20 protein-coding genes are annotated in these 20809 nt (G+C 59.5%); 9 read left to right on the top strand and 11 right to left on the bottom strand.

What is annotated here, in order from left to right; all coding sequences use genetic code 11:
• Positions 1 to 75 precede the first annotated feature (75 nt).
• The 5 genes from RBB32_RS02420 to rpsI all read left to right on the top strand — a co-directional run bounded on the left by RBB32_RS02420 (position 76) and on the right by rpsI (position 4548).
• Complete coding sequence (locus tag RBB32_RS02420; RefSeq protein WP_306151153.1) at positions 76 to 1335, top strand: VWA domain-containing protein; 1260 nt, start codon at positions 76 to 78, stop codon at positions 1333 to 1335.
• Between the two features lie 102 nt (positions 1336 to 1437).
• Positions 1438 to 2406: an XdhC family protein gene (locus RBB32_RS02415; protein ID WP_306151068.1), complete on the top strand. Its 969-nt coding sequence runs from the start codon at positions 1438 to 1440 to the stop codon at positions 2404 to 2406.
• The gene (locus RBB32_RS02410) at positions 2403 to 3404 is read left to right on the top strand and encodes a molybdopterin-binding protein (protein ID WP_306151067.1); all 1002 of its coding nucleotides are present in this window, start codon (positions 2403 to 2405) and stop codon (positions 3402 to 3404) included. The genes RBB32_RS02415 and RBB32_RS02410 overlap by 4 nt, the downstream gene beginning before the upstream one ends.
• 188 nt (positions 3405 to 3592) lie before the next feature.
• A complete protein-coding gene (gene rplM, locus RBB32_RS02405) occupies positions 3593 to 4057 on the top strand; it encodes a 50S ribosomal protein L13 (protein WP_306151066.1) in 465 nt (154 codons plus the stop codon).
• Positions 4057 to 4548, top strand: coding sequence for a 30S ribosomal protein S9 (gene rpsI, locus RBB32_RS02400; protein WP_306151065.1), 492 nt, complete (start codon positions 4057 to 4059; stop codon positions 4546 to 4548). The genes rplM and rpsI overlap by 1 nt, the downstream gene beginning before the upstream one ends.
• Positions 4549 to 4761: 213 nt before the next feature.
• On the opposite strand, the gene RBB32_RS02395 is transcribed toward rpsI, so the two are convergent.
• The 8 genes from RBB32_RS02395 to guaA form a co-directional block, all read right to left on the bottom strand.
• Entirely contained in the window at positions 4762 to 5379 is a 618-nt protein-coding gene (locus RBB32_RS02395; protein ID WP_306151064.1) for a TetR/AcrR family transcriptional regulator, read from the bottom strand.
• Positions 5372 to 6241, bottom strand: coding sequence for a polyphosphate kinase 2 (gene ppk2 / locus RBB32_RS02390; RefSeq protein ID WP_306151063.1), 870 nt, complete (start codon positions 6239 to 6241; stop codon positions 5372 to 5374). Before ppk2 ends, RBB32_RS02395 begins: the two co-directional genes overlap by 8 nt.
• Positions 6242 to 6275: 34 nt before the next feature.
• Complete coding sequence (locus tag RBB32_RS02385; protein ID WP_306151062.1) at positions 6276 to 7244, bottom strand: alpha/beta fold hydrolase; 969 nt, start codon at positions 7242 to 7244, stop codon at positions 6276 to 6278.
• Positions 7228 to 8151, bottom strand: a complete 924-nt coding sequence (metA, locus tag RBB32_RS02380; RefSeq protein WP_306151061.1) for a homoserine O-succinyltransferase — start codon at positions 8149 to 8151, stop codon at positions 7228 to 7230. Before metA ends, RBB32_RS02385 begins: the two co-directional genes overlap by 17 nt.
• A 25-nt stretch (positions 8152 to 8176) precedes the next feature.
• Positions 8177 to 9049 carry an ATPase gene (locus RBB32_RS02375; RefSeq protein WP_306151060.1) on the bottom strand — a complete coding sequence of 291 codons (873 nt, stop codon included), beginning with the start codon at positions 9047 to 9049 and terminating at the stop codon, positions 8177 to 8179.
• 126 nt (positions 9050 to 9175) lie between these two features.
• Positions 9176 to 10279, bottom strand: coding sequence for an OmpP1/FadL family transporter (locus tag RBB32_RS02370; RefSeq protein ID WP_306151059.1), 1104 nt, complete (start codon positions 10277 to 10279; stop codon positions 9176 to 9178).
• A gap of 134 nt (positions 10280 to 10413) precedes the next feature.
• Positions 10414 to 11310: a DMT family transporter gene (locus tag RBB32_RS02365; RefSeq protein ID WP_306151058.1), complete on the bottom strand. Its 897-nt coding sequence runs from the start codon at positions 11308 to 11310 to the stop codon at positions 10414 to 10416.
• The gene (gene guaA / locus RBB32_RS02360) at positions 11307 to 12869 is read right to left on the bottom strand and encodes a glutamine-hydrolyzing GMP synthase (RefSeq protein ID WP_306151057.1); all 1563 of its coding nucleotides are present in this window, start codon (positions 12867 to 12869) and stop codon (positions 11307 to 11309) included. The genes RBB32_RS02365 and guaA overlap by 4 nt, the downstream gene beginning before the upstream one ends.
• A gap of 195 nt (positions 12870 to 13064) precedes the next feature.
• Between guaA and RBB32_RS02355 the strand changes: the two genes are divergently transcribed.
• Positions 13065 to 14609: a trimethylamine methyltransferase family protein gene (locus tag RBB32_RS02355; RefSeq protein WP_306151056.1), complete on the top strand. Its 1545-nt coding sequence runs from the start codon at positions 13065 to 13067 to the stop codon at positions 14607 to 14609.
• On the opposite strand, the gene RBB32_RS02350 is transcribed toward RBB32_RS02355, so the two are convergent.
• Positions 14602 to 14907, bottom strand: a complete 306-nt coding sequence (locus RBB32_RS02350) for a DUF6477 family protein (RefSeq protein ID WP_306151055.1) — start codon at positions 14905 to 14907, stop codon at positions 14602 to 14604. The two genes, RBB32_RS02355 and RBB32_RS02350, sit on opposite strands and share 8 nt — an antisense overlap.
• A 227-nt stretch (positions 14908 to 15134) precedes the next feature.
• Between RBB32_RS02350 and RBB32_RS02345 the strand changes: the two genes are divergently transcribed.
• Complete coding sequence (locus tag RBB32_RS02345) at positions 15135 to 16265, top strand: DUF6456 domain-containing protein (protein WP_306151054.1); 1131 nt, start codon at positions 15135 to 15137, stop codon at positions 16263 to 16265.
• On the opposite strand, the gene RBB32_RS02340 is transcribed toward RBB32_RS02345, so the two are convergent.
• Entirely contained in the window at positions 16262 to 17290 is a 1029-nt protein-coding gene (locus tag RBB32_RS02340; protein ID WP_306151053.1) for a VIT1/CCC1 transporter family protein, read from the bottom strand. The genes RBB32_RS02345 and RBB32_RS02340 overlap by 4 nt on opposite strands.
• On the opposite strand from RBB32_RS02340, the gene lipA reads away from it, so the two are divergent.
• Positions 17258 to 18205, top strand: coding sequence for a lipoyl synthase (gene lipA / locus RBB32_RS02335; RefSeq protein WP_306151052.1), 948 nt, complete (start codon positions 17258 to 17260; stop codon positions 18203 to 18205). The two genes, RBB32_RS02340 and lipA, sit on opposite strands and share 33 nt — an antisense overlap.
• 82 nt (positions 18206 to 18287) lie before the next feature.
• On the opposite strand, the gene RBB32_RS02330 is transcribed toward lipA, so the two are convergent.
• Positions 18288 to 18857, bottom strand: coding sequence for a DUF882 domain-containing protein (locus RBB32_RS02330; protein ID WP_306151152.1), 570 nt, complete (start codon positions 18855 to 18857; stop codon positions 18288 to 18290).
• 322 nt (positions 18858 to 19179) lie between these two features.
• On the opposite strand from RBB32_RS02330, the gene RBB32_RS02325 reads away from it, so the two are divergent.
• Complete coding sequence (locus tag RBB32_RS02325; RefSeq protein WP_306151051.1) at positions 19180 to 20793, top strand: murein L,D-transpeptidase; 1614 nt, start codon at positions 19180 to 19182, stop codon at positions 20791 to 20793.
• Positions 20794 to 20809 lie beyond the last annotated feature (16 nt).

Raw genomic sequence — 20809 nt, 5'->3', positions numbered from 1 at the left:
ATACTCCGGGGGGGAGCCATGGTCGCGCCATTGGTCCGAGAGACAATGGCGACGGGCTGGCGCCCAAAAATGCCAATGGTTGAACTGCCTGATCTTGAGCTGCCGGATAACCCCAAGCTGACCCATAACATCACCCATTTCGCCCGCGCCCTGCGCAAGGCGGGGTTGCCCATCGGCACGGGGCGGGTGATTGATGCCATCCGCGCGGTCGAGGCGGCGGGGTTCACCTCGAAGGCGGATTTTTTCTATACCCTGCGGGCCTGTTTCGTCTCCAAACCCGAACAGGCGGTGGTCTTTGCGCAGGTCTTTCGCCTGTATTGGCGCGATCCGCGCTATATGGAGCATATGATGGCCATGATGCTGCCCGCCATTCGTGGTGTGCAGGAGGAGCGGGTGGCGCAATCGGCTGAAAAGCGCGCGGCGGAGGCATTGCTGGACGGGGTGGAGCCGGAGATCCCCGAGCTTGCCGACCAGCCCGAAGAAGAAACCGTGATCGAGATTGATGCCTCGGCCACCATGTCGAGTGAGGAGCGCCTGCGGTCTTTGGACTTTGAGCAGATGTCGACCGAGGAGGTGGCGCAAGCCAAGCGGATGCTGGCGCGCTTGCGCTTGCCGGTAAAGCCCTTTGCCTCGCGCCGGGGCATGGCTGATGCGCAAGGTGCGCGGCTGGATGCCCGCGCCACCCTGCGCGCTGCCCTGCGCCGGGGTGGCGAGATGCGCCGCATTCATCGGCAAAAGCCGCGCCCGCGTTGGCCCAACCTGGTGGTGATCTGCGATATTTCCGGTTCAATGAGTCAATACAGCCGCATGGTGCTGCATTTCCTGCACGCGATCGCCAATGAAAAGGGCGCAGGCTGGGCCAAGGTGCATGCCTTCACTTTCGGCACGCGGCTGACCAATATCACCCGTCATCTGGCCACCCGCGATGTCGATGCCGCCCTTGCCGCAGCGGGCAAGGAGGCACAGGATTGGGAAGGCGGCACCCGGATTGGAGAGTGCCTGCACAGCTTCAATCGCGACTGGTCGCGGCGGGTCATGGGGCAGGGGGCTGTTGTGCTGCTTATTACCGACGGGCTGGACCGGGGCGATGCCGCGCCGCTGGAAAAGGAAATGGAACGCCTGCACCTTTCCTCGCGTCGGTTGATCTGGCTTAACCCCTTGTTAAGATGGGAAGGTTTCGCGCCCAAGGCCACCGGGATCAAGGCCATGCTGCCACATGTCGATGCCTTTCGCGCTGGACACTCCATCGCCACGCTGGAGGAATTGGCAAAGGCGATTTCCGATGCCGATGACACGGGCGAAAAGGCCCGTCTTATGGCTCGGATCGGCAATTGACCACGGCGTGATCGCCACGACCCTGCGACCAAAGTCGCGGCGTTTTCCATTTGTACCGTCACAAGGCAGTGCCCATACTGCCCCCGGATAAGGGAGGCTCATATGCAGCAGCGATTTGATGATATTCCCGAAACTGCCCTTGAGTGGCACCGCGCGGGCAAGGGCGCGGCCTTGGCCACGGTGGTGGAAACATGGGGCAGCGCGCCGCGCCGGGTGGGCAGCCAGTTGGCGATATCCGGCGAGGGGGAAATCGAGGGGTCGGTCTCGGGCGGTTGTGTCGAAGGCGCCGTGGTGGCCGAGGCGATGGACGCCATCGAAGAGGGCAAGCCTGTCATGCTGGAATACGGTGTCAGCGATGGCGATGCCTTTGCCGTGGGGCTGGCCTGTGGCGGCACGATCCGGGTGTTGGTCGAACCCATCGGATCGGTGATGCCGGTAGAGGTGCTGGAAGATCTGGTTTTGGCGCGCGAGTCGCGCATTCCGGTGGCCTATGTCACCGGGATGGAGGCCGAGCGGCGCTTGGTCAAGGAAGGCTATCCCGAGCGGTTTCGGATGGACCGGTCGGGCTTCGAGGAGGATGGCGAAACCTTCGTGGCCATTCATAACCCGCCTTTGCGGATGATCATCGTCGGCGCGGTGCATATCGCGCAGGCGCTGGTGCCCATGGCGCGGATCGCGGGCTATGATCCGTTGCTGATCGATCCGCGCGAAAGCTTTGGCAGCGAAGAGCGGTTTCCCGGTGAAACCCTGTTGCATGATTGGCCGGATGAAGGGGTGCAGGCCTTTGGCTTGGATCAGCGAACCGCGCTGGTTTTGTTGACCCATGACCCCAAGCTGGACGACCCGGCGCTGGAGCAGGCCTTGGCCAGCGATGTGTTTTATATCGGCGCCTTGGGCTCGACCCGGACCCATGCAAAGCGCGTGGCGCGTTTGGAAGAAAAAGGTTTCACCGCCGCTCAGATCGGGCGCATTCATGGCCCCGTTGGCCTTGATATCGGGGCGGCGGGGCCGTCGGAGATTGCCGTCAGCATCCTGGCCGAGGCCACGCAGGTTCTGAGGAAAGGCGCATGAAATTCGGCCCCGTACCCGTGGAGCAGGCCGAGGGGGCGATCCTGGCCCATTCCATGAAGCTGCCCGACGGGCGGCTGCGAAAGGGGCTGGTGCTTGAACCCGCGCATTTGACGGCGCTGAAGGTGGCGGGCGAGGAGGAGGTGATCGTCGCCCGGCTGGAGCCCGATGACGTGCATGAGGACGACGCGGCGTTGGGTTTGGCCGAGGCTTTGGCCGAAGGTGCCGAGGGCGTGCATCTGACCGCCGCCTTCACGGGGCGGGTGAATGTCATTGCCGACGGTCCCGGTGTGGTTCTGTTGGATGAGGGGCGGATACATGCGGCCAACATGGTCGACCCGATGATTACCGTTGCAACGGTTGCGCCCTTTCATCAACTGGCGGCAGGCGGCATGGCCGCCACCGTCAAGATGATTTCCTATGCGGTGCCGGCGGGACAATTGGCCAAGGCGGTAAAGGCCGCGAAGGGGGCCATCCGTTATGCCCGGCCCGTGCACCGGACTGCCAGCCTGATCCTGACCGATATTCCGGGAAGCCCCGGCGATAAGGGCATCGAGGCGGTGGAGCGACGGGTGGATGGCTTGGGTATGCAGATGATTGAGACCCTGCGCTGTGACCATCACGAGGCGGCGCTGGCCGGGACAATTGCGCAGGCCAAGGGCGATATCGTCTTGATCTTGACCGCATCGGCCACCTCGGACCCGGGCGATACCGCACCTGCCGCTTTGCGACTGGCGGGCGGAGAGGTGGAACGCTTTGGCCTGCCGGTTGATCCGGGGAACTTGCTGTTTCTGGGGGATTTGAATGGGCGGCCCGTGATTGGCCTGCCGGGGAGCGCGCGGTCGCCGGTTTTGCACGGTGCTGATTGGGTTTTGGCGCGGGTCGCCTGCGGGGTGCCGATTGCGTCCGAGGATATGGCGCGCATGGGTGTTGGGGGGTTGCTCAAGGAAATTCCGACGCGCCCGCAACCGCGCCGTGCGCCTGTGCCCAAGAATGAATGATCAGATTGAGGCATTCAGGTCAATCAGCGTGGGGTAAAATAGTACCTAAATTTCAAGCCATTGAATTTGCGGTATTAATTCGCGTTATGTGTGCTTGACCTGTTCCGCCATACGTTTATAACCGCGCCATCCGATGCAGGGTCGTCATGCGTGCCCTGCCTTACGTCAAACCAAGGGACCTCCCTGATATGAAAACTTTTTCTGCGACTCCGGCAGATATCGACAAGAAATGGATCCTGATCGACGCGGAAGGCGTCGTTCTGGGCCGTCTGGCGTCGATCATCGCCATGCGCCTGCGCGGTAAGCACAAGGCCTCGTTCACGCCGAACATGGACATGGGCGACAACGTGATCGTCATCAATGCCGACAAGGTCCAAGTGACCGGCAAGAAGCGTGACAAAGAAAACTACTGGCACACCGGCTATCCGGGCGGCATCAAATCCCGCACCACCGGCCAGATCCTTGAAGGCGATCACCCTGAGCGCGTGGTCATGCAGGCCGTCAAGCGTATGTTGCCGGGCAATCGCCTGTCGCGTCGTCAAATGACGAACCTGCGCGTCTACGCCGGCGCCGAGCACCCCCATGAGGCGCAAAGCCCCGAGGTGCTGGACGTCAAGAACAAGAACTCCAAGAACACGCGGGTGGCTTACTGATGGCTGAAGAAATCAAATCGCTCGAAGGTCTGGAAGCCGTCGCCGAAGGTGGCGCGCCCGTCGAGGCCGAAACCGCAACCCCGCGTGAGCCCGTTCGCGACGAGCTTGGCCGCTCCTATGCCACCGGCAAGCGGAAAGACGCGGTGGCCCGTGTCTGGATCAAGCCCGGGTCTGGCAAGGTCGAGGTGAACGGCAAAGAGCTGAACAAGTACTTTGCCCGCCCCGTGCTGCAAATGATCCTGCGCCAGCCCTTTACCGTGGCCGGTGTCGAAGATCAGTTCGACGTGATGGCGACCGTCAAGGGCGGTGGTCTTTCGGGACAGGCCGGTGCGGTCAAGCACGGTATCTCGAAGGCATTGCAACTTTTCGATCCGGCGTTGCGCGCACCGCTGAAAGCCGCAGGCTTCCTGACCCGCGACAGCCGCGTGGTGGAACGGAAAAAGTTCGGTCGCCGCAAAGCGCGCCGGAGCTTCCAGTTCTCGAAGCGTTAATCGCTTACGGTATATCGGTTTGGAAAAGGGCCGCCCGGTTGGGTGGCCCTTTTTCTTTCGCCGGGTGTTTGTAAAAAGCGCGCCCGAGGCGCGCAGGTTGATTTGCGTTCAGGCCACGCAGGCCTTTGGGGGCGCTGCCCCCCACGTTGAAAATCAGGGATTTTCAACGCTCCCCCCGGAGTATTTCGGGAAAGATGAAAGCGGTTTCGGGGATTATTTGTCAGGCGGGACGAGACCAAGGCCGCGCAGGTAGATGCCGATGCCGGATTCCAGTAGGTCTTCGGGCGGGAAGGGGGACTGGGCGCCCGGCGAGTTGCGCGCGAAAAGCTCGACCACGCCGTGGGAGAGCGCCCAGACATGGGCGCTGAACATGGCCGCGGGCGGGCGCTTTCCTTCGGGAATATGTTGGCTGAGGTCACTGGCGGCGCGTTCCAGAACGGCGCGGGCCTTGGCGGCGATCTGGGCCAGTTCGGGGGTGCGATTGACCGAAATGCCGCTTTCGAACATGGCGATGTAATGGCCGGGATATTTTCGGGCGAAGGCCAGGTAGGCGCGGCCGGTGGCCTCGAAGCTGGCCAGGGCCGAGGGTTGGCCTTGATCATAGGCGTATTGCATCACGTCGGCGAAGATCACGTAGCCCTGGCGCGCGGCTTCGGCGATAAGGTCGTCGCGGCCTGCGAAGTGGCGGTAGACGGCGGCGGGGGTGACGCCTGCCTGTTTGGCTGCTTCGGACAAGGTGAAGCCGGTGGGGCCCTTGGCCTCGATCAGTTCAAGCGCGGCTTCGACGAGGGCCTGACGCAAATTGCCGTGATGGTAGCCGCGTTTAGGCATCCCAGATCTCGGGGCCGGCGCAGACTTTGGTATCGGGGGTGCCGACGGCCTTTTTGTCTTTGCGGCTGTAGTCGATGTGGCGCAGGACGTGACGGATGGCCTCGATCCGCGCGCGGCGCTTGTCGTCGGAGCGGATGACCGTCCAGGGGGCGTAATTGCTGTGCGAGCGGTCGAGTGTTTCGTGAATGGCCGAGGAATAGTCATCCCATTTCTTCAGGCCTTCGACATCAATCCAGCTGAGCTTCCATTGTTTCAGGGGGCTGTTTTCCCGCTTGAGGAAGCGGCGCAACTGTTCGGCGCGTCCGACGTTGAGCCAGAACTTGAAAAGATGGATGCCCTCATCCACCAACATTTTTTCAAAATCCGGTACCTGGGCGAAGAAATGTTCGCGTTGGTCTTCGGTGCAGAAGTCAAAGACCTTTTCCACGACGCCGCGATTGTACCAGCTTCGGTCATAAAAGACGATTTCGCCACCCGCGGGCAGGTGGTCGATATAGCGTTGGAAATACCATTGGGTCTGTTCGGTATCCGATGGTTTGGAGAGCGCCACGACACGCGCGCCACGAGGATTGAGATATTCCCGGAAGCGCTTGATCGTTCCGCCTTTTCCGGCGGCGTCGCGGCCCTCGAAGACGATGGCGATGCGGGCTCCGGTTCCTTTGGCCCAGGCCTGTAGTTTGACCAGTTCGATCTGCAGCGCCTCAAGGTCTTTTTCGTAGTGCTTGCGCGGCAGACGTTCGGAATGGGGATAGTCGGGATCAAGGATATCACCCTTTTCCGCGCGCTTGATGGCGTTACGGATGTCTTTGGGCGCGTCGTCTTCGTAGAACTTGGTGATTGCACCGTCGAATGGCAGGTCCATGGGCCTCTCCTTTATCGGGGATGACTATGGCGGCTTAATTGCCGGGGTTCAATCCGGCGCGGCGTGCAGCGCGGTCGATGGCCTCGACCACAGTGTCTTGGGCCACATGGTGGGGCATATGGGCGACGCCGGGCAAGCGGGTGAGGTCGGCGCTTGGGACTGTTGCCTCAAGTGGTTCGGCGTGGATCGACAGGCCGACGATGGTATCGGCGGTGCCGTGGACGATTTCCACGGGAATCTGGATATGGTCGTAATGGTCGTGCAAATCTTGGATTTCAGACAGCAGGTTGGCGCGCTGCAGGGCGTTGGCGCGCAGGCTGTCTCGGCGCAGGGTCAGGCCAGCGCCGATGTGATCGATATAGCCATCGGGCACGGCGTTAGGCTCAAAAATGCTGGCCACTTCACGCTCGACACGCTCGTCATGGACGAAGGCGGTCAGGAAGGGGATGACCAGTGGCCCGAGGATCGGGTGAGACAGCACCTTGTAATAGGTCGACAGCGGACTGGTCCAAGGGTGCGAGGGCGAGGCGAGGGGGATGAGGGCCGAGATATACTGTGGTTCGTGCACCGCCCAGGCAAGGGCCACGGCCCCACCATAGGAATGTCCCATGACGATGGGGGCCTCAAGACCCAGTTGCCGGGCGGCGGCCGAAAGCAATTCGGCCTGTTGGCGGATGGTGGCGCCGGTGCTGTTGATCCGGTCGGTATAGCCAAGACCGGGTCGGTCAAAGACCGTCACGCGATAGCGTTTGGCCAGGCGCGGGGCGAGGCTGTGGGTCATGTCGCGGATATTGCCGCTGGCCCCGTGGATCAGCACCAGATCGGGGCCTTCACCCATTGTCAGGGCGTGAACGCGCTGGCCATTCACCTGCAGGAATTGGCCCTGTGGTGGAAAGGCTGCCTCGGCGCGGGCCTCGTGCAGGCGGGCGCGGTGCTGGGCATAGGCCCACAACAGCGCCAGCGAGACGAGGCAAGCGAGGATGATCTTAATGACCAATGGCATTCAGGTCGAAGGCCGTGGACTGGTAGATCTCGTTGATCCAGTTGCCGTAAAGCAGGTGCGCGTGGCTGCGCCAGCGGTTTTGCGGGGGGCGGCTTGGGTCATCCTCGGGATAGTAATTGCAGGGCACGTTGACCGGCGTGTCATTGGCGACGTCGCGGTCATACTCTTGCTTGAGCGTGTCGCTGTCGTATTCGAGGTGGTTGAAGATATAGAGCGCGCGGTGCGCTTTATCTTCCACAAGGCAAGGGCCGACCTCATCGCTGTGTAGCAGGATGTCGAGGCCCGGCACGGCGTCGATCTCATCCTTGCGCATTTCGGTCCAGCGGCTGACCGGGATCACGCAGTCATCCGAAAAGCCCCGCAGGAAGGGCGAGGCGGGCGCCATGTTACGGTGCCGAAAACAGCCGAAGGCCTTATGATCAAGCAGGTGCTTTTGCACGCCGTGAAAATGGTTGCTCATCGCCATGCCGCCCCAGCAGACGCCGAAGGTGGAATGCACATGGGTCTGGGTCCAGTCGAACACCTGCCGCAACTCATCCCAATAGGTGACATCGGCAAAGTCCAGATGTTCGATGGGCGCGCCGGTGATGACCAAACCATCGAATTTCTCACCCGAGGCGGCCACATCCGCGAAGGGGCGGTAGAAACTTTTCATGTGATCGGCGGCAGTGTTGCGCGTGCGGTGTTCACTCATCCGGATGAGGCTGAGTTCGATTTGCAGTGGCGTGGCGCCGATCAGGCGGGCGAACTGGTTCTCGGTCTGGATTTTCTTGGGCATCAGGTTCAGAAGCCCGATGCGCAGGGGGCGGATATCCTGACGGGAGGCCTGATCCTCGGACATGACCATGACGCCCTCGCGCGTGAGCACGTCATAGGCGGGCAGGTCTTCAGGGATCTTGATGGGCATTGGTCAGGTCTTTCGCGGTTTCAGTTTAGATAGAGGCTTGGGCGTCGCGCTCAAGGGCACTGGCGACCAGAGCTTCGAATTGTTCGGCGGTTTGGACGCCGGCCACCTCATCGGCGGTCAGGGTCACACCCCATTTCGCCATGGCGTCATAGCGCGGTTGGCGGTGCGCGAGGGCGCGCGCATAGGTCCAGCGGATGAAAGCATCTGGGTCGACCTTGTCGGCGGCGCTGCCGGTTTCCGAAAGGTAGTCGTTCCACGCCCGGTCAAGGAATTCGGGCTGATATGCCATGGGCTTCGGGGCGCGGTCAAAGCGGCGGATCAACTCTTGTGTATGGGCGTCGGACCCCTTGAGATAGATCGGCAAGCAGTGCTTTGACAATTCGTTCAACAGGGGGTCGTGGGCGTCATCGCCATCCACCCATTCACAGATCGACCCGCCGGTATCGCAGACGAAGTGCGGATAACCATAAAGGGCTTCGGCCCGCCGAATGAAATAGGCGGTATCCTCAAGCGCGGCAATCTCGGCGCGGCGGAACTGTTCTTGACGTTGGCGATACTCTTCGATCGGCAAGCCGCCTTTCGACGGATCGCCGGGTTTGCCGAGGTAGGTGGAGACAGGGGCTAGATTGTCAAAGGTGATATTGGACCCGAGATAGATGGAGTCCGATAAAAGCAGATCACGCAGGAAAGGCACCTGCATGGCATGGGCCTTGGCGTTATCGACAATGAGTTCACCCATGTAGCGCGTGCCGATGCGGTAATCTATGGAATAGTGAAACCAGTCGCCCGAGCCGCGCAGCAGGTTCGACAGATGCGTTTTGCCCAAGCCTGACATGCCATAGAACAAAACCCGTTTATGCGTGGCGTCGCGCCAGTCTTGTGCCGATTGATAGATCATGGACTGCCCCCTTTGCCGGGACGTGGTAGCGAGGAGGGCGGGGGGCGTCAAATCCAAAGGCGCGGGTCAAAGAAAAACCCCGCCCTGTCGGGGGCGGGGTTCTGAAGAAGACATCGTTTGAGTGGCTTAATAGTTCCAGCCCACTTTAAAGCCTAAACCAACCGCCGTGTTATCCGAGAAGTTCGACGGAGCCGTGGCCCCCCCGCCGACCGGCACGTTGGTCGTGGCGTTGCCGATCCAAGTGACATTGATGCCCGACGAGATCGTCAGGTTGTCTTTTTGATACCGTGCTCCGAGCGTGACACCGAATTTCCCGCTTGTCGGACCAAGGTTGGATACCGGTGTGGTCGAGTCGCCGTCTTCGTATGTCATCGCCAACGAACCTGACCAAGTGTCGTTGAACCGACGCCCGACGCCGAGTGTATATGTGTAGGTGTCATCGGCGTAGGATAGGAAGGGCGAGCCAAAGACGGTTCGGTAGTCTGCAGGGTCAATCACGAAGTCTGACCAATCGACCCAACGAACGCCACCGAAGACGAGCGTGTTGGCCGCGATACCGGTTTGAAAATCAAGGTTCACGGATTGGGGCGTTTCGATCTCGGTGACGCTGAACCGGCCTGCACCGAGGGCGCTGGTCTCAAAGGTGTCGTGATCGGTCGAAATTTTCGAGTTGTAGGTCAGTGAAACCCGCAAGGCGATTTCGGGCTTTTCATAGCTGACGCCTGCCAAATAGCCTACGCCATAGGCGGTTTGCCCGGTAACGTTGTATGCGGGCACACCGCCAGCGACGATCGTCGAGTTGGCGTCAAGCTTTTGAACGCGCAAACCGCCATGCACCCCGAACCCGTTATCCATGCGATAGCGCAAGGCACCGGTGATCGCGCTGGAGTTTAACTCGGCGCTGGTGCCGGCCAAGGGATAGCCGGTTGTCGCAGGATAGTTCGCGTCGGCGCCGAAGGGCTGATCGAAAATGATGGCGTAGCTGAGGTTATCTGTCAGCTGCTGCTTGTAAGCTGCACCGACCTGCCAATAGGACTCGGCCATATCCCCGGATCCAAGACCTACGACGGTGCCGGAAACCGACGGTGAAACGGTCCCAAAGCTGAGTTCGGCATAGTTTCCTGTTTCGAAAAGGGGTGCGAGGGATTGGCCGGAACGGTCAATCCCGCCCGCAACGGCGGTGCTTGCTGCGGCGGAAAGGGCCGCTGCTGCGAATGCAGTGTTTTTCATCTGTTCTCTCTCTCCTCCAGACATTGACCCGATGCTATAGGCAGGTTTTTTCAGGTCAATTTTTACGCGACGTCAGTTACGTAACGGAAAAGTCAGGGTGTTCGGAAAGTCACAATTTTGAGTGGTATCGTCCGTCAGGCAGATCTGCGGCGGGTTTCGGACCACAGGTTCAGGTAGTTCGCGCCAAAGATGATCGCGGCGCCGAGAATCACCATCGCCTCGATCTGCTCTTGGTAGAGCACCAGGCCAAGCAGCGCGATCAGGGGCAGCCGCAGGAAATCCACCGGGGTTATCAGGGTGGCGGGGGCCATGCTGAGTGCTGTTGTCAGGCAGAAATGCGCCGTCAGCCCGCCAAGCGCGACCAGAAACAGCCAAGGGACGGATTCAGGTGAAGGCAGGGCGATATCCCCGTCGAAGCCCGCGCAGATCACGCCGAAGACGCTTTGGCTGAGAGTCATCCAGAACAGGATGCAGGTCAGGGTTTCGGTGCGCGTCAGGCGCTTGGTGACGATGATCGACCCGGCAAAGCCGATGGCGGCGCCGAGCGCGGCCAAGGTGCCGATGTTGACGGTCTCGGGGCTTGGCCGGGTAACGATGAGGATGCCGATGAACCCCATGAAGGCCGCGAGGACACGAATGGAGGTCAGTCGCTCACCCAGAACGAGCGGGGACAGCAGGAGAACCCAGAGCGGCGAGGTGAATTCAAGCGCGAAAACCTGCGCGAGCGGGATCAGGGTGATCGCGTAGAACCACAGGTTCTGCCCGGTGAAGTGGAACACGTTGCGTACAAGGTGCAGACCCGGCTTGCGCCCGGTGATGCTGCGATACGATCCGGTGACACTGGCGGCGCTCATAAGAATGACAAGTCCGACCATGCTGCGGTACATCATGATCTCGAATGTATCGAGTTCAAAACTCACCTCGCGCCCGGCAATGGCCATCGTGGAAAAAGAGGCCACAGCCCCCAGCATCCAGAAGGCCGCACGGAGGGTTACGTTGGAATCGCTATGGGACGCTGGGGTGGGGGTCATTCCCATTCGATCGTGCCGGGGGGTTTGGAGGTGACATCATAGGTCACTCGGTTGATGCCCTTCACCTCGTTGATGATGCGTGTGGCGGTTTCGCCAAGGAAATCGTGGCTGAAGGGATAGTAATCCGCCGTCATGCCGTCGACCGAGGTCACGGCGCGCAGGGCGCAGGCGTAATCATAGGTGCGCCCGTCGCCCATCACCCCCACGGTGCGGACGGGAAGGATGGCGACGAAAGCCTGCCAGATGTCATCGTAAAGCCCGTGTTTGCGGATCTGGTCGATATAGACCGCGTCGGCCTTGCGCAGAATTTCCAGCTTGTCGCGGGTGATCTCGCCGGGGCAGCGGATGGCAAGGCCCGGTCCCGGGAAGGGGTGCCGCCCGATGAAGGAGGCGGGAAGGCCCAATTCGTGGCCAAGTGCGCGCACCTCGTCCTTGAAAAGCTCTCGTAGAGGTTCGACCAGTTTCAGGCCCATCTTTTCCGGCAGGCCGCCCACGTTGTGATGGCTCTTGATGGTCACCGAGGGGCCGCCCGAGAAGCTGACCGACTCGATCACGTCGGGATAAAGCGTGCCTTGGGCCAGAAACTCGGCCCCCTCGATTTCTCCGGCGTATTTCTGAAACACGTCGATGAAGAGGCGGCCAATGGTTTTTCTCTTTTCTTCCGGGTCACTTACGCCCTCAAGTTCACCCAGGAAAAGATCGGATTCATCGGCGTGGATCAGCGGGATATTGTAGTGATCGCGGAACATGCCGACGACCTCATCGGCCTCGTTGAGGCGCAAAAGGCCATGATCCACGAACACACAGGTCAATTGATCGCCGATCGCCTCGTGGATCAAAACGGCGGCGACCGAGCTGTCAACGCCACCCGAAAGCCCGCAGATCACCTGTTTGTCGCCCACCTGTTCGCGGATTTGGCGGATCGCCTCGTCCTTGTAGGCGGCCATGGTCCAATCGCCCTTGAACCCGGCCAGCCGCACGAAGTTTTCGTAAAGCGTCTTGCCGTTTGGGGTGTGGTGCACTTCGGGGTGAAATTGCACGGCATAGAAATTGCGGCTCAGGTCGGCGGTAATGGCAAAGGGGGCATTGGGCGAGGTGCCATAAACCTCGAAGCCCGGGGCGATTTTACTGACGTGGTCGCCGTGGCTCATCCAGACCTGTTCGCGCTCTTCAAGGAACCAACCGGTCAGCAGATCGATTCGCTGTTCGGAAGGGGCGACATAGGCGCGGCCAAATTCGGCGGTACCGTCGCCGCGCTCCACGCGCCCGCCCAGCATATGCATCATCACCTGTTGGCCATAACAAATGCCCAGGATCGGGACGCCCAGATCGAACACCGCCTCGGGCGGGCGTGGGGATTCTTCGTCAATCACGCTGGCCGGGCCGCCGGAAAAGATCACGGCCTTGGGCGCGAAATCCTTTAAAAAGGCGTCGGTGACGTTCTGGAAAGGGTGGATTTCACAATAGACGTTCAATTCGCGCAGGCGGCGTGCGATCAACTGCGTCACCTGGCTGCCGAAGTCTATGATAAGAAGGCGGTCGTGCGATGTCTGGCTCATGTCTTGCCTAGTAGGCCCGAGGCGCGATTTGCGCAAGGGGCCATTGGGAATCTGCAAAAATCGACACAAGCACTGGTGCCATATGTCGCTATAGCACCTGAAGGGGCGCAAATCTCCGATGTCGGGGCAGGGCACTGCGATAATATTTCCTGAAGCTGCACCCGAGGGGGGTGCGTATCAATTCAGGGGTAAAACATGGCCGAAGCAGCAACCCGTAGACGTGGCCGTGGCGGCGGTGGTGCCGCCCGCCGGGCAGAACGGACCGCCGTCAGCGTAGAGACCGCCAAGTATATCGAGCGGAATATTCCGCTTTACGAAGTGCTGGACGATGAGGCGCTTGAGATAATCGAGACAAACGCCGAGACCATCCTGGAAGAAATCGGCGTTAACTTCGTGGAAAATCCGGCGGCACTGGATCGTTGGCGCGAGGCCGGGGCGGATGTGAATGGCGAACGGGTGCGCATTCCGCGTGGGTTGGCGCGTAAGCTGTGTTCGACCGCGCCGTCGCGCTATACCCAGCACGCCCGCAACCCGGAGCGGAATGTGGAGATCGGTGGTAATACGCTGGTCTGCGCGCCGATCTACGGCCCGCCTTTCGTGCGCGATATGGAAGGTGGTCGCCGCTATGCCACCATGGCCGATTTCGAACGCTTCGTGAAACTGGGCTACATGTCGAAGTGGCTGCACCATTCGGGCGGGACGGTCTGTGAACCCACCGATATTCCGGTGAACAAGCGTCACCTTGATATGCTGCACGCGCATATGACGCTGAGCGACAAGCCGTTCATGGGATCGGTCACCGACCCTTGCCGCGCGCAGGACAGCGTTGAAATGTGCGAAATCCTGTTCGGTAAGGATTTTGTGCAGGACAACACGGTGATGACCTCGTTGATCAACGTCAACTCGCCGATGACTTTTGACGAGGTGATGATGGGTGCGCTTGAGGTCTACGCAAAGAACAACCAAGCCTGCATCGTGTCGCCCTTTATCGTGGGCGGGGCCATGGCGCCGGTCTCGGTGATGGGGACGCTGACCCAGGTTCTGGCCGAGGTCATGGCCGGCATTGCCTATAGCCAATTGGTGCGCCCCGGTGCGCCGGTGATTTTCGGGGCTTTCGTAAGCTCGATCGACATGAACAGCGGTGCCCCGACCTTTGGCACGCCCGAGGCCAGCCAGATCATCTATGGCGCGGGGCAATTGGCCCGGCGGATGGGCCTGCCGTTCCGCTCGGGCGGGTCGCTTTGCGGTTCCAAACTGCCCGATGCGCAGGCGGCCTATGAAACTGCGAATACGCTTAACGCGGTGCTTCTGGGCGGCGTGAACTTCATGCTACATAGCTGTGGCTGGCTCGAAGGCGGCCTTGTGGCCAGCTTCGAGAAATTTGTCATGGATGCCGACCAACTGGGCGTGCTGCACAAACTGGCCGCGGGTATCCCCAAGGATGAGAACGGTCAGGCCATGGATGCCATCCGCGAAGTGGGGCCGGGCGGACACTATCTTGGCTGTGCCCATACCCAGGCGAATTTCAAGGAGGCCTTCTGGCGGTCGGACGTGTTGGATTACAAACCGTTCGAGACATGGCACGAAGACGGCGAGCGTGACACCATGACCTTGGCCAATGCCAAGATGCATCAGCTGCTGAGCAACTATCAGCAACCAGCGATGGACCCTGCGATTGCCGAAGCTTTGGCAAGCTATGTTGCCGAAAAGAAAGCGTCGATGCCGGATGCCTTCACCTGAGTGACAGGGCGGTTTCGCGGGCCTGCTGAAGCAACCGCGCTTCGCCAAGCATGGCTATAAGAACATCGACGTGACGGGCCGGGGAATATCCGGCCCGTTCGCTTTTCCGACATTCGTTTATGTCCGCCTCCAGTTCAATAAGCTGCATCAGGGCCGCACCGCTTGCAGCGGGTGGCATGGTGCCGATCAACCGGGCCAGATGTGTATTTCGGTGATAGTCTCGTGCTCCGATCCGCGCTGCGCGCATCAAAAGGCCGGGACGGCGAATGGCGTGAAGGCTGGATAGTATATCTTTCAAAACATGATTTCCCTTGTCTGTTGCTGCAAGTGATCTTGCACAACCTATGGGGGTGTTGCGCACTTTGAGTGATTTGCGAACGCAGGCTTTTCCGTTTGTTTACAATTAGGAAACGATTTTTGACCGGCCGTTAACAAATTAATGAACCGGTAAGTAATGCTCGTAAGGGTTGTGTTAACGAGTGTGACCACTTGCGGTGAAAGCTCTAATTTCATGGGAGATGAGACATGGCGGACGGATCAATCAAACCCTTTGGAACCGAAGGGGGAGATGCCGTGCCATCATGGGTGCCGCGACCTGCCTTGCACTATCTCGCCCATACGGAAACAGGGACATCAATCCGCGCCATCGCGCGCGAAGCAGGCTGCCATGCCTCGACGATCCTGCGCCAGATTCGAGCTTGTGAAACCCGCCGTGACGATTTTCTTTTCGATCATGCCCTGCGGCGCTTGGGCAAGCGCGTTGCCGCGGGCACTGCCGGTTCTTCACCAAAGGAGAGACCGATGATCGCCTATTCGCAAAAACCATCCAAACCGACCAAGGCACCGTTGACCGACGAGCACCTTAAGGCGGAAGCCCAACGTGTTTTGCGCCGATTGTCAGAACCTCGTGCCGTTTTGGCCGTGGCACAGAACATGCAAAAGGCCATTGTGATCCGTGACGCGGGAACGGATATGGAAGTCCGCACCGCGATTGTCGAAAACGAGATCGCCGAGGCCATGGCGCTCAAGTCGTGGATTGCCTGTGCCACGCCCGGTCGGGTTTCGCGCTATCACATCACGCGTGAGGGGCGCTTGGCCCTTAACAAGATGCTGGCCGAGTCCGAGAACCGCGCCTCGGGGTTTTCGGAGGCGCCGACAGCGTTTCAAGGGGCCCCGATGAACACCGTGAAGGCGCCAACAGCCGAGACGGTGGCCCGCAAGCGCATTCGATACAGCGTCACGGAAACCCCGGTTGTTGCCTTGGCACGGCGGAAGGATCGTGAGGGCCGGCCATTTCTGTCACAAGATTTGGTGCGGGCCGGAGAACGCCTGCGGGAAGACTTTGAACTTGCCCAAATACCGCAGGACGAGGTCAATACAACCGAAGGCCTGCAAAGGTTTCTAATGAACCTGTCGCCTTGCAAGGGGCGGCTTGAGGCGGCGGCTCAAGACCGCGTGGTCAATGCATTGCGGGAATTGGGGCCGGGCTTGGGCGATGTGGTCTTGCGGTGTTGTTGTTTTCTTGAAGGGCTGGAAAAAGCCGAGAAGCGTATGGGGTGGTCTGCGCGGTCTGGGAAAATTGTCTTGCGCATCGCATTGCAGCGCCTCAAGCGGCACTACGACACGGTTGGGGAACACGCAGGAATGATGGGTTAACCCCCGACAATCCAGCCAACCATAAAGGCCACAACCGCGCAAACGGTGCCGACCAGGACAGTTTCACCGATGGATCGTGCCATGCTTTCGCGTGTCGCGCTCCATCGTAAAAGGCCGAGACCGACCAGGGCACTGAAAGTCGCGCCCACGGACAATAAAAAGGCTGTGTCTGTCGGTTCGAGCAGAAAATAGGGAGCCAGCGGAATGGCCCCGAAAACGACAAACGACAGAAAGGTGAACAGCCCGTTGAGGGCCGGATTTTCTTCGTCGGGGTCCTGCATGCCGAATTCATAGGTCATCATCAAATCGGCCATGATCTTGGGGTGGCGGGACAGAATGGCGGTGGTGGTATCCGCCTCGCCCGCCGGTAGGCCGCGTTGGCGCAGGATTTCAAACAATTCCATGCGTTCTTGTTCGGGATTTTCTGTGATTTCATGCAGCTCGCTTTCTCGCCGGGATCGGTAAAGATCGTGCTGCGAGCGTGCTGAAAGAAACTCTCCAAGGCCCATGCTGACCGCGTCGGCAAAAAGATTGGCAAGCCCAAAGACCAGAACAGCCAACCCGCCGATCTGCGCGACGCCATCGGCCGCGGCACCGGCAAAACCGGCCACGATCGCGAATGTCGTGACGATCCCGTCATTGCCGCCATAGACAATCTGTTTAAGAAATTCCTGCGTGCGGCCAAGGGCGTGGGCATCGCGCCTGTGGGCTTGCCAGTCCATGTCTTGCTCCAATGTGTTGGGGCGAAATCTGGCGACAAGATATCCCAAGCATTGATGGGCGCAATCGCTTTGCTGGTGGTAGGGGGATGTGCCGGCTTGCCCTCTGGAATACGAAGGCAAGCCGGTAATCAACGAAACACCTTGAAACGCGATGGGCACTCGTGACCCCGGCTGCACGGTCAGCGCAGAGCAGATATGCAGAACTGGTACTCCCCACCGCTGTGCACTATAGTTACGAAGAGTCATCAAACCATTCGCGGGGAAAAATTCGTGCGAGACCTCAAGATCCCGGATCAGCGGCATCCAGAAAAGGCGCATCGTCCGGACAATGCACAACCCAAGAAACCCGACTGGATTCGTGTAAAGGCCCCGAACGGCAAGGGATATCACGAAACCCACAAGATTATGCGCGAGCATAACCTTGTCACCGTCTGCGAAGAGGCGGGCTGCCCGAACGCCGGGGAATGTTGGAGCCAGGGCCATGCCACCATGATGATCATGGGCGAGGTCTGTACGCGCGCTTGTTCGTTTTGCAATATTGCCACAGGCAAACCACCAGAGGAGCTGGATGTTTTCGAACCGGGTCGCGTGGCCGACGCGGTGAAGAAACTTGGCCTAAATCATGTCGTGATCACGTCTGTTGATCGTGACGACATCGAAGATGGCGGGGCCGAGCATTTTGCCATGACGATTCGCGCTATTCGAAAGCAATCGCCCGGAACGACCATTGAAATTTTGACACCCGATTTCCTGCGTTGTGATCCGTCGGTGCTCGAAGTCGTGGTGGCGGCCAAGCCGGATGTTTTCAATCACAACCTTGAAACCGTCCCCGGGCTGTATCCCGAGGTAAGGGCAGGGGCGCGGTATTTCCATTCCCTACGCCTGTTGCAGCGGGTCAAGGAGATGGATCCGACGATGTTCACCAAATCCGGCATCATGGTCGGCCTAGGCGAGGATAAACAAGCCGTGTTGCAGGTCATGGATGACATGCGCGCGGCGGATATCGATTTTCTGACCATCGGTCAGTATCTGCAACCTACGCCCAAGCACCACGCGGTTGATCGTTTCGTGCATCCCGATGAATTCGCGGCCTACGAAAAAGCGGCCTATGGCAAAGGATTCTTGATGGTTTCCGCCACGCCGTTGACCCGCTCGTCATACCATGCGGGAGACGATTTCGAACGCCTTCGTGCGGCGCGGATGCAAAAGCTGGCGTAGGTTGGCGCCTGAGCCAAACGCCGTTTCCAAAGAAAAACACCGGCCTGTTGGCCGGTGTTTTTTCGTTTCGGTTCAGATGCTTTTACCGTCCCCAGCTGCGGATCGGACCGCAATCCATATGGACGAAGTTCGACCCGGAATAGCGACCAACACCGCCACCTTTGCAGGACATCGCCGCGCGATACATCTGGTTCACCGAGCGTGAACTCAGCCGTAAGTCAGCGGCCTGACCGCGCAGGTGGCGCGAATTCTTGGCCACTCCGCTGGAGCGGCGCCGCAGCATCGCGTTGGTTTTCGGGCTACGGTAGCCCGACAAAAGCAAGTAGGGTTCGTTGGTGTCCATCAGGTTATGGCTGGCTGCCATGATGTCGATGGTGCGCAGGTCGATGTTGTGTATATCGTTCGTACGCCAATCGCGCATGAAAAGATTGATTTCCCGTACGGCATCTTTGATGTACTCGCCTTCGATCCAATAGATGGTGTCGATGCTTTCACCGGTACGGGGCGAAGTCATCTTGATGCGCCGGATATCTCCACCACCGCGTAGAAACCCTGCTGCTTGAGTGAAAGTTGGGGCGGCTGATACTGCTGTAGCTGTAAATGCACCCAGCAGGGCACGCCGCGTCATGCTCAACGAGCTGTAATCCGTCATTTGAATAGCGCCTGTCCCGTCGCTTACCTGTTTGCCGCCATTGTGGCGGGCCTGCCATCTCATCCCCAGATGCGCGAACTGTATGGCATAATCAGAATCACGGACCAAGAGGAGTTTTCCGAAATTTGAATCTATCAAGAGATTTCGGCGGGAATTTGCGCAAAAAATAAAACCTGTGCCTCAAATGTGCGGAATCCGATGCTCGAAGGCCGCAATTCGACACATTGATTCAATCCTAGCGCAAATTTGAATAGACAGCTTGCCCCGCCCCACGCAGACACGTGTGAAAGAGCTGATGCGCGAATTTAAAAGGGGAATAACGATGATTCAGGTTGCTTTCGGCGGGGCGGGGCGCTGGCTCCTCTGTGCTTTCGTACTTTTTATCGGAGCATTTGCTCTCCCGGATGAAGGAAATGCACAGGTTACCGCTTTCAAGCAGGCTGTGGCCGAGGCTGCCGCCAAGGACCGCGATATTGCCGCCTTTTACCAAGCCAATAATTACGAGGCTATCTGGACAGGTAATGTTGGCAAGGATCGCCGTCGGCGTGTTGCCTTGTTCGAGGCGATCGCATCCGCCGACGATCACGGATTGCCGGCGCGTCGCTACGATGCCGAGGGCCTCATGGCCACGCTGAAGGCCGCCCGAACCCCCCGTGCACGCGGTTTTGTCGAAGTCGAGATGAGCCGAACCTTCCTTCAGTTGGCGCGTGATATGCAGACCGGGGCCTTGATTCCGTCACGTGTCGACGGCGGCATCAAACGCCAAGTGCCCTATCGAGAGCGCGCTTCCTATTTGACGAACTTCGCCAAAAGCAATCCACGAGGGTTTTTCCGGGTCCTGCCGCCCAAAACCAACGAATATGCCCGCCTCATGAAAGAAAAGCTGCGGCTTGAACGGCTTTTGGCCGCCGGTGGGTGGGGGCCGAAGGTGCCTGAACAGTCTCTGAAACCCGGTGCCTCGGGCAACGCGGTTGTGTCGCTTCGCAATCGGTTGATTGCAATGGGCTATCTCAAACGTTCCGCGAGCCAGAGTTACGACCAAGCGTTGCAAGCAGCGGTCCAGCAATTCCAGCTGGCGCATGGGCTTGCCACCGACGGTGTTGCAGGGCCCTCGACGATCAATGCGATTAACACGTCGGTACAGACGCGCCTGCAATCGGTTCTTGTGGCGATGGAGCGCGAACGCTGGTTCAATCGTGAACGCGGCGCACGGCATGTCCTGGTCAACCTGACTGATTTCAGTGCCCGCATCGTCGATAATGACCGCGTCAGTTTTAGCACCCGTGCCGTGGTCGGAAAAAACCAAAGCGACCGCCGCAGCCCCGAATTCTCGGATGTCATGGAATTCATGGTGATCAATCCAACATGGCACGTTCCGCGGTCCATCGCGGTCAAGGAATACCTGCCGATGATGAAACGCAATCGGAACGCGGCGGGGCACCTGCGCCTTTATAACAGCCGCGGACAGCAGGTCAGCCGAAGCGCGATCAACTTCAACGCCTACAATGCCTCGAATTTCCCTTTCGCGATCAAGCAGCCGCCGTCGCGCCGAAACGCCCTTGGGCTGGTGAAGTTCATGTTCCCCAACAAGTACAACATTTACCTTCACGACACGCCGGCGAAGAACCTGTTCGAACGGGCCAAACGGGATTACAGCCATGGGTGTATCCGTCTGCAAAAACCCTTCGATTTTGCCTATGAGTTACTGTCCAAGCAGGAAAAAAATCCCAAGGCCTTCTTCCATTCCACGTTGGATACCGGGCGCGAAACCGTTGTGAAGCTTGAAAAGGAAGTGCCCGTGCACATCATCTATCGGACGGCCTTCACCCAAGCCAAAGGGCCGGTTCAGTTCCGTGACGATGTCTATGGGCGGGATGCACGTATCTGGAATGCGCTGAACAAGGCAGGGGTTTCACTGCGCGCGGTTCGCGGCTAAACCGATCCCCGAAAAA

Origin of the sequence: Roseovarius sp. MMSF_3281 (assembly GCF_030733685.1) — a bacterium.
Classification (GTDB): domain Bacteria; phylum Pseudomonadota; class Alphaproteobacteria; order Rhodobacterales; family Rhodobacteraceae; genus Roseovarius.
Note: the sequence above shows the minus strand (reverse complement) of the source record. Positions and strands in the feature narration are given on the sequence as shown.